Genomic DNA, 11,215 nt, shown 5'->3' on the forward strand with positions numbered 1-11,215 from the left:
GGCCAGATCCTATGCGTTCCGCCTGCCCCGGTTGAGGTACTCGCCCAGCCACGGCACGGCATAGGCCACCTCACCCTTCCTGGTGGCGCGCACTACGTGCCCGTCGATGAGGCTCGACCGGTACTTGCTCCCCCAGCTGTGGCTCTTGCCGCAGCGTTCCGCGACCTCCGTCACCCTGCTGGATGCGGGGTAGTCTTGCGCCATGGCCTCCACGAACATCCGCTGCGCCCCGGTGAGCCCCCTCACGAGCGGCGCGCACACGGCCTCCTGGAAGGCCAGGGAGGCATCCTCCCGCGCGTTGCACAGGTCAAGCTCCCCTATGATGCTCGCATGGCGGCGCTCGGCAGACTGCCACAGGTAGTAGCCCATCAGCTGGACCATGTAGGGATAGCCTCCCGAGGCCTCGGCGGCCTCAAGCGCGAGATCACCCGAGATGCGCTTGCCCGACGCGGCCATCGTCTGCAGGTAGGCCCGGCGCACGTCCGCAATGAGCACATCCCCCAGGCTGTAGTGCACGCAGCGGCGCAGGAAGGTAAGGACCTCGTCGTTGGTCAGGTCATCCACGAGCGCCGGAAGCCCCGCAAAGACGAAGGCGATGCCGTGCTTCTCCGTGTCGGGGACGTCGCGCATGTCCTCGTCGCGGATGACATGCTGGACGGCCGTGGCGATCGCGATCAGCTCGTTACGGGATGCCGCCTGTGTCTCGTCGACGGTGAAGGCGATGCCCTTGCCCGCCGGCATGCCTGCCAGGCGCTGCTCGATCGCACGGCGGAGGGTCACCGGCGCCGCGGCGGCCGAGAGGCGCACACCGCCCAGGCGTGCCGAGACCTGTCCCACCGTAAGCTCCGGCGCGAGATCGACCCCCGTGAGGCTCAGGCCATCGTCCGCGAGGGCGCTCACGATGCGCTCGGCCATGCCCCTCGACGCCGTCTCGGAGACGACCAGCCACCCGTTGGCCTGGGCGACGCGGCCGAGCTCCGTGAGCAGGACGGTCTTGCCATAGCCCCGCTGCCCGGTGATAAGCATGAGACGCTCCGGTGCCCCGGCACCGTTGCGCAGACCGTCCTGGAAGTCCGCAATCACGTTGTCGCGGCCGATGAGGATGGGCGGCATCTTGCCTGCCGTGGGCTTGAAGGGGTTGACCTGCAGCGCTGCTGACATACGATTCACCGTTCTTACCTGTCCCGCATATAGATTCCACACCACCTTATACTATTACATACCGTTTTCTACTCTATGCCTCAGGGGATCACACGCGGCGGCCGGAGGCAAGGAGGCCCGACCACACCACCGTGTGGCCGGGCCTCCCCATGCGACTGTCACATGGCCACGATATGGCCTTTCACCTGCGCACCTTGCGGTAGAACGCGATGAGCGCCCTGGTGCTCTCGTCCTGGGCGGACAGCGCCTCGTCGTCGTGGAAGGCGGGCGTGATCTGCTTGGCCAACTGCTTGCCCAGCTCGACGCCCCACTGGTCAAAGGAGTCGATCCCCCACACCGTACCCTCCACGAACGTGATGTGCTCATAGAGCGCCACGAGCATGCCCAGCGCATGGGCGTTCAGCTCGTCGCCAAAGATGGAGGTCGTGGGCCTGTTGCCCTCGAACACGCGGGCGGGCACCATCCACTCGGCCGTGCCCTCGGCGCGCACCTCCTCGGCCGTCTTGCCAAACGCCAGCGCCTTGGTCTGCGCAAGGAAGTTGGCCAAGAGCAGCTCGTGGACGTCCTGCTCCCCATCCCTGTTGGGGTTGGCCGTGTTCGCAAAGGCGATGAAGTCGGCGGGGATCAGGTGCGTGCCCTGATGGATGAGCTGATAGAACGAGTGCTGGCCATTGGTGCCCGCCTCGCCCCAGAAGATCTCGCCCGTCTTGGTGGTGACGGCCGTGCCGTCCCAGCGCGTGGACTTGCCGTTGGACTCCATCGTGAGCTGCTGCAGATAGGCAGGGAAGCGGTGCAGATACTGGTTGTACGGGAGCACGGCGTGGCTCTCGGCTCCCCAGAAGTTCGCATACCACACGTTCATGAGACCCATGAGCGCAACGACGTTCTGCTCGAGCGGCGTCTCGCAGAAGTAGGTGTCCACCTCATGGAAGCCTGCCAGAAGCTCGTCGAACACCTCGGGGCCATAGGCCAGGATCACCGAGAGGCCCACCGCCGCGTCGACCGAGTAGCGGCCACCGACCCAGCTCCAGAAGCCGAAGGCGTTCTGGGGGTCGATGCCGAACTCCTCCACCAGCTTGAGATTGGTGGACACGGCCACGAAGTGGCTCGCGATGGCCTTGGCCACAGACTCGTCCCCGCCGTCGATGGCGCCCTGTGACGTCAGGCCACCAAGCAGCCAGGTGCGCACCTCACGCGCGTTGGTCATGGTCTCGAGCGTGGTGAACGTCTTGGAGACGACCACCACGAGCGTGGTCTCGGGATCGAGCCCCTTGACCTTCTCGGACATGTCGTTGGGGTCGATGTTGGAGACGTAGTGCACCCTGACGGCGCGCGGCAGGGCCCCCAGGGCCTCGTACACCATGACGGGGCCAAGATCGGACCCGCCGATGCCGATCGACACGACGTCGGTGATGGCCCTGCCCGTGACGCCCTTCCATACCCCCGAGCGCACGTCGTTCGCAAACGCATACATGCGGTCGAGCACCTCATGGACGTCCGCCACGCAATCCTGGCCGTCCACGATGAGGGCGCCCGCGTCAGAGGCGGGACGCCGCAGCGCCGTGTGCAGCACGGCACGATCCTCGGTGGTGTTGATGTGCGCGCCGGAGAACATGGCATCGCGCCGCGGCTCGATGCCCACTGCCCTGCCCAGCGCGACGAGCAGCTTGACGGTCTCGTCCGTCACGAGGTTCTTGGACAGGTCGATGTGCAGCTCCCCCAGATCGAACGAGAGCTTCCTCACGCGCTGGGGATCAGTGGAAAAGCACTGCTTGAGAGAGAATTCCCTCGTCTGCAGCCGTTCATGGTGATCCCTGAGCGCGGTCCACTCGCTGGTATGAGTGACATCGATGGGTGCTACAACCTCTGCCATGGTGCTGCTCCTTCTCCCGCATCCGACCCCTGCGACACGGCTCCCCTAGGCATGAACCGCCCCGTTAGCCATATGCTCATCTTAGCGCACGGAACGTCCGGCGACCGACAAAACGGCCCGCGATCCCGGCGCCGGAGTCGTTCGCAGTCGCCAGCGGAGCCTCCTCGAGTCGTTCGCAAAACGCCGTAACCCGCTCATCGTAGACATGCAGGCACATGTGTTATTGATAAGGCTATAAGCAGAGAATGGGGGGTAAGGTTTGCATACGACCCAAGGCGACTGCACCGCACATTGCGTACGACTCCCACGGCGATGACGGGGGGGTGGCTAGTAGGGCTCGCCAAGAGGCGGCAGCTGCTTGAGGCGGGCCCACATCAGCTGCTTCTGTGCCTCCTCGCCCAGCGCCGCCGCAAATCCACCCAGGTTGAGCACGCGCATGCCCAGCACGTCGACAACCAGACCCGCCTCGAGCATGCTCTGGTGAATGTCTGGCAGCCCCACCAGTTCGTCCGCCAACGCCTCCCTCAGGGCGGCGGCGGCCGTCTCGTCGCACACGATGAGCGTGTCCGGATCGAGCGTCACCACTGCGAGGCGCAGCAGCTCCGCATCGAGTGCGCGTCCCCCCTCATCCACTGCGGCAAGGCCGCACCAGTCCTCCGGTGCATAGCCCAGCGCCGTCAGCGACGCCCGGAGCGCCGTGCCGTCCGGGCCGCCCAGCAGCGGGGCTCCCGTGCGCTCGGCGTCGGAGAGATCCCCCTTGACCAGGCACACGCTCGAGAGGGCGTTGCCCACCATGCGCACGCCGCGCTCGACAAGCGCGACAATCTCCCTGCGCGTCTTGGCGAGATATGCTGCGCGGCGGTCTTCCTGCATCTGCGCCACGACCCTTCCTCATCGGATCTGTATGCGCACCGATTCTACAACTGAAGCCCATCTCTTCTGAATATCCCCGCGCGTCTGGGTATAAGGCAGGCAGTGCCAAACCGTGCGCTAGCCGCGCACGAACAAGAAGGAGAACCATATGGCTAACGCGCTTACCGCCGCAGAGTTCGACACCCTGGTCGCAAAGTCCGACAAGCCCGTCCTCGTGGACTTCTGGGCGTCCTGGTGCGGCCCCTGCCGCGCCCTTGGTCCCGTCATCGAACAGGTGGGCGACGAGATGGCAGACAGGCTCACCGTCCTCAAGTGCAACGTGGACGACGAGGGCGAGCTTGCCCAGCAGTTCCAGATCGTGTCCATCCCCACGCTCATCCTGTTCAAGGACGGCAAGCCCGCCCACACCATGGTGGGCAACATGCCCAAGACCGATCTCGTCAAGGAGCTCGAGGCCAACCTGTAGGCTCCTCATGCAGTCCTTCGCTGATGGCGGCAGTGGTATATCCTAGTCGCCAACAGCCAGGGCGGATGCCACACGGCATCCGCCCTCCTGCTTTCTGCAGGGGATGACGATGGGGGCGCTCTTCCATGGATAGGGGCACAAGGGCACACATACGCGCCGTGCATCGCACGTTCAGGGGGCTCGTGCGGGATAACGTGCACACCATCGTGATGGTCATCGCAATCATCGTGTTCGTCTGGCTGCTCCAGGAGGTGCTCGAGGGCGAGGCCATCAGGCTGGACACCCTGGCATATCAGGTCATTGTCCTGCACATGCGTCGGCCCTGGCTCACCCCCATCATGCAATCCGTCTCGGAGCTGGCCCTGCCCGTGGTGTTGGTGGTGGTCATGCTCACCGTCGAGGCCTTTGCCCCCGGCAGGTGGCCGGGACTCTGTGCCGCGGTCAACCTCGTCTGCGTCGTCATCCTCAACACGCTGCTCAAGGCCATCATCCACCGACCTCGCCCGGATGGCTTCCGCCTCATTGCCGAGACGGGCTACAGCTTCCCTTCGGGCCACTCCATGATTGCGATGGCGTTCTATGGGCTGCTGGCATGGATGGTGTGGCACTATGAGCGCGACCGCCTTGTGAGGTACCTCTGCGTGATCGGCTTTGGCGTCGTGGTGGTAGCCGTGGGATTCAGCCGCATCTACCTGGGCGTCCACTACTTTACCGACGTGCTCGCCGGCTTCGCCGTCTCGCTGGCGTGGCTCTGCCTCTACGTGAGGCTCTTCGTGCCGCTCTTCATGCCATGCGAGTTGGCACGGCGCCGCCCGAGCAAACGCGCACGCGGCGAACCGCGGCAGGGCTAGAACCAGGACCTGTTCTTGAGGCGCCCGTCATCGAGCTTGATGATCTCGGCCGAGATCACGCGCTCGTCGTCCACCATGATGCGACCGATGGTGGGGCCACCCGCGCGCGGCGAGGTGGGACTGCCCGGATTCATCACCAGCGTACCGGTGCGCCGGTCACGCCCCACGAGGGGTCGATGCGTATGGCCGCAGATGGCGATGTCACAGGTCTGGAGGTCAAGTCGCTCGCGATAGTGGCAGATCTGCCACCGCAGCCCCTCCGAGAAGAAGTGAACGTCCCGGCGTACCAGTGGGCCATAGTCGTGGCCATGGTCGTTGTTGCCAAGACAGGCCTTGACCGTGGCAATCCGGCACAGACGCTCATAGTTCGAAATGGAGCAGATGTCCCCTGCGTGCACGATGAGGTCGGCGCCCTCGAGAGCATGCAGCAGCTGGTCGGTGAGGACGCCATGGGTGTCAGAGACGATGTCGTACCTCATGCGGCCCCGCTAGATGCCCAGAGCTCGCTTCAGCGAGACGACGCGCCTGCGCGACACGGGAATCTTCTTCTCCTCGACGCCCTTGAGACCAAGCTGGAGAATACCGCTTGAGATGACCTCGACGTCCTCGATGTGCTCGAGGTTGACGATGTAGCCGCGGTGCACGCGGAAGAACCCATGGGGCACCAGACGATCCTCGAGCTTGGCAAGCGAGATGGTGGAGAGAAAGCGGTCATCGGCCGTGTAGATGCAGGAATAGTCATCCTTGGCCTCGATGTAGCGAATCTGGTCGATGGGGACGAGCACCTTGCGGCCACCCTTCTCCACGGGAATGCGCTCGGTGGCCGGATCCGTCGCCGTGGCGGTGCGCTGCTCGCGGGCCTCCACCTTGTCCAGCGCACGCTCCAGGCGAATGGTCTCGACGGGCTTCATGAGGTAGTCGACCGCATCGACGTTGAAGGCCTCCACGGCATACTCGCCGTACGCCGTGACAAAGATGACGTCGGGAGGGTTCTTGAGCTTGTGAAGCGCCTCGGCAAGCTGCATGCCGGACGTCTTGGGCATATGGATGTCCAGGAAGAGCACATCCGTCCCACGGTGGTGGGCCGCATCCTCCTTGTAGCGCACCAGCAGCTCCACGGCCTCGCGCGCGTTGGAGGCCTCCTCGATGGTATCCACACGCCCCGTCTCCTCGAGGAGAAAGCGCAGCTCAGAGCGTGCCGGAGCCTCGTCATCAATTATCAGTGCGTTAAGCATGCAGAACCCACCATCCCTGCGCAACGACCCGTCGCATGACGCTGACGGGAGGAGCCAAGACAAGTCAAACGGAAGACTATGCCACCTGTAATGATACACAATTGTCGGCCATGCACCATTTCTGACGTCTGTGCAGCTAGACGGGGTTATTCTCATGACGGCCGATGCGCAGGGCGACCCGTGCGAGACGCAGTGTGACCACCGTTCCCTCTCCCTGCTTGGACATGATCTCTACGCCGGAGTGCTCGCCGTAGAAGTGACGCACGCGGTCGGCCACGTTGCGCAGGGCGACACCGGTGCCACGCGCGCCCCCCCGAGAGGCATCGGCATCCATCAGGCGGCGTTCGGCATCGACGTCCATGCCGACACCGTCATCGGCAACGGCAAGCAGCACATCATCGCCATCCGTCGTAACCTGTATGTCTATGTGCAGCATCCCCTCGTCACGCATGCCGTGGCGCACCGAGTTCTCCACGATGGGCTGCACGATGAACCCGGGCACCATCACGTTCTCGCACCCCTCGCCCACCATCTCGGACTCCACGATGCGATCGTCGCCAAAGCGCGCCTTCTCTATCTTGAGGTAGCGCCTGGTCTGCGCAAGTTCCTCCTGCAGGGGGATGAGCGACTCGGTGCTCTCGAGCTGACAGCGGTAGTACACGGCAAACTCACGCAGGAGGTCACGCGCCCGTGCCGGATCGGTGCGCGTGAGGGCCGCCATCGTATTGAGCGCGTTGAAGAGGAAGTGTGGGTTGATCTGCGCCTGCAGCGCCTTGACCTCCGCGTGGGCCGTAAGCTCTGCCTGCCGCTCCAGCTCGTGGGTGGAGAGCTGCGTCGAGAGCAGCTCGGCAAAGCCACGGACGATGGTGAGTTGCGTGCGATCAAGCTCATGGCTGTGTCGGTAGTAGAACTTGATGGTGCCCACGCAGTGGTCGGCTACCTTGAGCGGCGCGAACACGGCCGCGCGCAGGCGCGGTGCATCCTTCCCCGTCGAGGAACCAGCCATGCCGTCAGAGGCGGTGGCAGGGTTGGTGAAGGTGAGCACGCGTCCACTCTTCAGCACCTCGCGAGTCGCATCCGAGAGGGGACCACCACCGCCCACGCCCAAGGTGCCCTCGCCAACGTAGGCAAGCACTGCCCGCGTGTTGGTGATGGCGATGGCCGTCGCGCCTGTCTCGGCCAACAGCAGCTGGCACACCGCGACAGAGCCCTCGCGCGTGAGACCGGAGGACATGTGGCCCAGCGTTGCCGAGGCAAGGCTCAGGGTGCGACGCATGGCCTGAGAGCGTAGGTCATCCGGGGCCAGGAACACGGACCCCTCCAGCACGATGAGCACGGCCAGCGTGCCGCCAGCCACGGCCGCCGCGGCCAGATTGTCTCGGATGATGCTCCAGGCCAGCAGACACAGCATGCCGACGGTGGCAACGGCGAGCACCAGGCGGATGAGAAGCGCCGAGCGAGACGACGGCCCGAGTGCGAGCCTACTCACGGTGACCTCCCCAGCTCACGGCAGAGGACGCCAGGCCCGTGGATGGCCCATGGGCCGCGCCAGGGCGAACGCACGCGCCATAGTCGTTGGGAGTGCCCATGTTCACCACGCGACGCGCAATGAGCATGTTGTCCCACAGGAACGACATGATCTGGGGCCAATAGGTCAACAGTTCGAAGTAGGTGCCCGCGACACTTGCGGCCCATCCCTGCGCCTCGTGGCGACGCCTGAACAGTATGCTGGCATAGCGCCCGCGCTCGGGGCCGGCGAGCATGCGGATGAGGGACGTGAGCAGCACGCGTCGCCGCACGTTCCCCCCATCCAACCAGTCCGCAGGATAGGGCCGAAGGGACTCGGGGCGTACCTGACGCATGCCGATGGTGGCATTGGCGCGCCCGAGCTTGGCGATCTCGTACTCCCAGCGATAGACGTCCTGCAGGAAGCGCGTGGCGTGGGAGGAGTCGTCCGGGGGGACGTGCCGCACGCACCAGGCATTGTCGAACCACACGTCGTACCCCATCATGCGCATGTTGAGCAGGTAGTCAAGGTCCTCCCCGCGCGTGATGGTGGGATCGAAGGCCACGTGCGTGAATGCCTCCCCCGCGAGGGCGAAGCAGCCGCCGCACACGTAGTTCGACCGGGAGATGCGCGTGGTCGAGAGGGCCCGGTGCATCCACTGGTTGAAGCTTACGCGCTTGGACCAAAAGCGGTCACGCAGCGGCAGATCCCCCTGCGGGGCATAGGGAGAGCCATCCGTATCGAGGAAGTAACCGCTCTTGGCCAGGATGGGTAGATTCTGGCGCGTCTTCATGCCCAGGCCATAGAGCGCGTCTATGAGAAAGTCCCCATTGGGCACCACCTGATCATCATCGAGGAACACCACCACGTCATGGCCGAGCACCGAGGCGACGGCCAGGCCCATGTTGCGGATGGCGCCATAGCCGCGCAGTGCGATGGCCGAGCCACCCAGCCTGGGGACGCAGCGCTCCACGGCGCCCGCGATGACCTCAGCCTCGGCCGACCCAATGACCAGCGGGTTGAGGTCGCGATGTGCGCGGCAGATGCCGTCCACGCGCGCACGGGCATCCGCCTCGCAGTCCGCAGGGGCAACCAACAGCACAATCACGCGCAGGATCCCACGAACGTCCTCGAGCGAATCGAGACACACCTCCAGCTCGGGAACTGGCTTGAGCACGGGTGTGGCATGGTCGTAGGCGCATACGTCACCAAACTCCACGGCATCCTCTCCGCGATTCCAGTAGCTGGGAATGACGATGACAGGGTTCAAGGGGGGATTAGTTCCTCTCTGACATGCGGAGTGCGACGCGCTCGTCCGATGCCGCACGGGCGACGCCCGTGGGCGCGGCGGGGCCTCGCCCCATGATGTTGGCAGAGGCAGACGACGTGGCAGACTCCCGGAAGGACGGTGGGGTACGGGCATCGGACGTTCGGGCCATGCGACCCATGATAGTCTACCGTATGCCCCTCCATGTCAGGCGAGCTGCAATCTCCTGGCCACACGGGGCGCGCGGGCGGGGCCCACCGGACCTCTCGGCCCCTAGTGCGTACGCGCAAGCAGCGTGCGGTAGGCGTCACGCAGACGATGCCCCTCCTCGCCAGCATCGTCGCAGGCCAGCACCACGCCGTGCTCGTCAGAGACGAGGAAGGCCTCGTCGGCATCGAGCTCACCGGCGTGCGCGTCATCCAGCAGATGTGCGCTGCGCTCCACCGGCGTCCCCAGCGTCCGTGCGAGATCCTCGATGAGGGACGCCGCGCCGGACGCATGGGCGTCCTCATCGATGCCCCAGTAGAGGCATTCGTCATGCCAGACCCACAGGGACTCCGGCGCCACACCCGTCTCCCACGCCTCGGTCCGTGCCGTCCGGGCACGCCCCACCAGGTGCGCCAGCTTGGTGGCATGCAGCTCCTCATAGGGGCCAACCGTCATGGCCGCCTGGCCAGCATCGTCCACGACGAGCATGAGCACGCCGTCCGGATGTGCAACGGCCCCATCCGCGAGCGTCCACTCTATGTGCTGCTTGGCCCAGGAGATGAGCCCCGCGTTCAGGGGCCGCTCGTCCAGGCGACGCCAGGAGAGGGAGCGCAAGTGCCGATTCTCGAGGGGCAACTTGCGGTTGGAGAGGCGCCAGCGGCACACGAGCGCGGGCGTCCCCAGGCGAAACGAGTCGCTGGTCTCAAGGGGCATGTCCATGGCATCGACCTCCTTTGGAAGCGTGGTTTACCATGGTAGCAGGCAAGCAGGGGACAGGAGGGCCAGCGTGGGGCGGAAGATCTCGACACGGGTGACGTATCGCCCGTTTGCGCACGGGGACGAGCGTGCCCTGGCACGACTGTATGCACGGATCTGGCTTGCGGGCGAGGACGCCGACCGTGCCCGCACTACCAGCAGGTTCCTCGTCTCCCGCTATCTGGCGGAGTCCACGCACGGCGTTGTGGCCGAGGCTGGCGGCACTGCGGTGGGCGCCGCGCTGCTGCGTGCGGGCGATGGGGCACGCCTGGGCAGCGGCGAGGACGCGCCGACGCGGCCCGCCGATGCTTGTGCCATGGACCTCGACCTGGACGAGCTGCGCATGGCGCAGGACGTCTGGGACACCCATGCCCTGCGCGGAGCTGCACAGCTCACGCTGCTGATGGTCGATCCAGGGACGCACGGCCTGGGCGTGGGCCGCGAGCTTCTGGCCCGCGCACGCACGGTGATGCATGACGCCGGTGCCACCGACCTCTTCCTCATGACGGACGACAGCTGCGACACGGGGTTCTATGATCACATGGGACTCACGCGGCAGGTCATGCGCACGGGACCCCCCTCCATCTACCTCTATGACGGCAAGGTGGGGACGAAGCCCGTGGGGCGCCTTGCCCCCACGCCATCCGGTCGCATGCACCTGGGCAATGCCTTCTCCGCGCTCATGGCCTGGCTTGCCGCAAGGAGCCAGGGTGGCCGCATGGTCCTGCGCATAGAGGACCTCGACCCCCGTGCGCGGGATCCCCACGCCGCCGACCTCATCATGCGGGATCTCGACTGGCTGGGGCTCTCGTGGGACGAGGGCCCCTACCATCAGAGCCGGCGGGGCGACCTCTATCGCGACGCCATCGATCGCCTGCGGTCTCAGGGCCTCACCTATCCCTGCTTCTGCACCAGAAGCGAGCTCCATGCCGCAAGCGCCCCACATGCCTCCGACGGCACCTATGTGTACCAGGGAACCTGCAGGAAGCTCACGCCCAGGCAGGTCGCCGAGAGACGCA

General features: G+C 65.5%; 12 protein-coding genes. 3 read left to right on the plus strand and 9 right to left on the minus strand.

All coding sequences use genetic code 11. The features are described 5' to 3' along the window. Positions 1 to 9: 9 nt before the first annotated feature. The 3 genes from HMPREF1316_RS01660 to HMPREF1316_RS01670 all read right to left on the minus strand — a co-directional run bounded on the left by HMPREF1316_RS01660 (position 10) and on the right by HMPREF1316_RS01670 (position 3,907). On the minus strand, positions 10 to 1,161 hold the full coding sequence (locus tag HMPREF1316_RS01660) for an ATP-binding protein (protein WP_198009541.1): 1,152 nt from the start codon (positions 1,159 to 1,161) through the stop codon (positions 10 to 12). A gap of 181 nt (positions 1,162 to 1,342) precedes the next feature. Then, entirely contained in the window at positions 1,343 to 3,034 is a 1,692-nt protein-coding gene (gene pgi / locus HMPREF1316_RS01665; protein ID WP_021725127.1) for a glucose-6-phosphate isomerase, read from the minus strand. A gap of 327 nt (positions 3,035 to 3,361) precedes the next feature. Next, positions 3,362 to 3,907: a hypothetical protein gene (locus tag HMPREF1316_RS01670; RefSeq protein ID WP_040650856.1), complete on the minus strand. Its 546-nt coding sequence runs from the start codon at positions 3,905 to 3,907 to the stop codon at positions 3,362 to 3,364. A 148-nt stretch (positions 3,908 to 4,055) separates the two neighbouring features. Between HMPREF1316_RS01670 and trxA the strand changes: the two genes are divergently transcribed. Beyond that, positions 4,056 to 4,373, plus strand: a complete 318-nt coding sequence (trxA, locus tag HMPREF1316_RS01675) for a thioredoxin (RefSeq protein ID WP_021725145.1) — start codon at positions 4,056 to 4,058, stop codon at positions 4,371 to 4,373. A gap of 125 nt (positions 4,374 to 4,498) precedes the next feature. Continuing rightward, positions 4,499 to 5,224, plus strand: a complete 726-nt coding sequence (locus HMPREF1316_RS01680; RefSeq protein ID WP_040650822.1) for a phosphatase PAP2 family protein — start codon at positions 4,499 to 4,501, stop codon at positions 5,222 to 5,224. On the opposite strand, the gene HMPREF1316_RS01685 is transcribed toward HMPREF1316_RS01680, so the two are convergent. The 6 genes from HMPREF1316_RS01685 to HMPREF1316_RS01705 all read right to left on the minus strand — a co-directional run bounded on the left by HMPREF1316_RS01685 (position 5,221) and on the right by HMPREF1316_RS01705 (position 10,160). Further along, a complete protein-coding gene (locus HMPREF1316_RS01685; RefSeq protein WP_021725115.1) occupies positions 5,221 to 5,703 on the minus strand; it encodes a metallophosphoesterase family protein in 483 nt (160 codons plus the stop codon). The genes HMPREF1316_RS01680 and HMPREF1316_RS01685 overlap by 4 nt on opposite strands. 9 nt (positions 5,704 to 5,712) lie before the next feature. After that, positions 5,713 to 6,459 (minus strand): LytR/AlgR family response regulator transcription factor, encoded by a 747-nt coding sequence (locus HMPREF1316_RS01690; protein ID WP_040650824.1) that lies wholly within the window; start codon positions 6,457 to 6,459, stop codon positions 5,713 to 5,715. A 136-nt stretch (positions 6,460 to 6,595) separates the two neighbouring features. Next, a complete protein-coding gene (locus HMPREF1316_RS01695) occupies positions 6,596 to 7,948 on the minus strand; it encodes a sensor histidine kinase (RefSeq protein ID WP_021725156.1) in 1,353 nt (450 codons plus the stop codon). Continuing rightward, on the minus strand, positions 7,941 to 9,236 hold the full coding sequence (locus tag HMPREF1316_RS01700; protein ID WP_021725157.1) for a glycosyltransferase family protein: 1,296 nt from the start codon (positions 9,234 to 9,236) through the stop codon (positions 7,941 to 7,943). The genes HMPREF1316_RS01695 and HMPREF1316_RS01700 overlap by 8 nt, the downstream gene beginning before the upstream one ends. A gap of 7 nt (positions 9,237 to 9,243) precedes the next feature. Continuing rightward, a complete protein-coding gene (locus tag HMPREF1316_RS14240; protein ID WP_198009542.1) occupies positions 9,244 to 9,405 on the minus strand; it encodes a hypothetical protein in 162 nt (53 codons plus the stop codon). Positions 9,406 to 9,506: 101 nt separating this feature from the next. Further along, a complete protein-coding gene (locus HMPREF1316_RS01705) occupies positions 9,507 to 10,160 on the minus strand; it encodes a hypothetical protein (protein ID WP_021725148.1) in 654 nt (217 codons plus the stop codon). A gap of 598 nt (positions 10,161 to 10,758) precedes the next feature. On the opposite strand from HMPREF1316_RS01705, the gene HMPREF1316_RS01710 reads away from it, so the two are divergent. Further along, positions 10,759 to 11,215 (plus strand): glutamate--tRNA ligase family protein (locus HMPREF1316_RS01710; protein WP_232204388.1); only part of this gene is annotated, 457 nt, incomplete at its 3' end.

It is taken from the genome of Olsenella profusa F0195 (genome assembly GCF_000468755.1).
Classification (GTDB): Bacteria; Actinomycetota; Coriobacteriia; order Coriobacteriales; family Atopobiaceae; genus Olsenella_F; species Olsenella_F profusa.

Bases quoted from the DNA above. Each gene is read 5' to 3' on its own strand.
- HMPREF1316_RS01660 (WP_198009541.1), bottom strand. From the start codon at position 1,161: ATGTCAGCAGCGCTGCAGGTCAACCCCTTCAAGCCCACGGCAGGCAAG.
- pgi (WP_021725127.1), bottom strand. From the start codon at position 3,034: ATGGCAGAGGTTGTAGCACCCATCGATGTCACTCATACCAGCGAGTGG.
- HMPREF1316_RS01670 (WP_040650856.1), bottom strand. From the start codon at position 3,907: ATGCAGGAAGACCGCCGCGCAGCATATCTCGCCAAGACGCGCAGGGAG.
- trxA (WP_021725145.1), top strand. From the start codon at position 4,056: ATGGCTAACGCGCTTACCGCCGCAGAGTTCGACACCCTGGTCGCAAAG.
- HMPREF1316_RS01680 (WP_040650822.1), top strand. From the start codon at position 4,499: ATGGATAGGGGCACAAGGGCACACATACGCGCCGTGCATCGCACGTTC.
- HMPREF1316_RS01685 (WP_021725115.1), bottom strand. From the start codon at position 5,703: ATGAGGTACGACATCGTCTCTGACACCCATGGCGTCCTCACCGACCAG.
- HMPREF1316_RS01690 (WP_040650824.1), bottom strand. From the start codon at position 6,459: ATGCTTAACGCACTGATAATTGATGACGAGGCTCCGGCACGCTCTGAG.
- HMPREF1316_RS14240 (WP_198009542.1), bottom strand. From the start codon at position 9,405: ATGGCCCGAACGTCCGATGCCCGTACCCCACCGTCCTTCCGGGAGTCT.
- HMPREF1316_RS01705 (WP_021725148.1), bottom strand. From the start codon at position 10,160: ATGGACATGCCCCTTGAGACCAGCGACTCGTTTCGCCTGGGGACGCCC.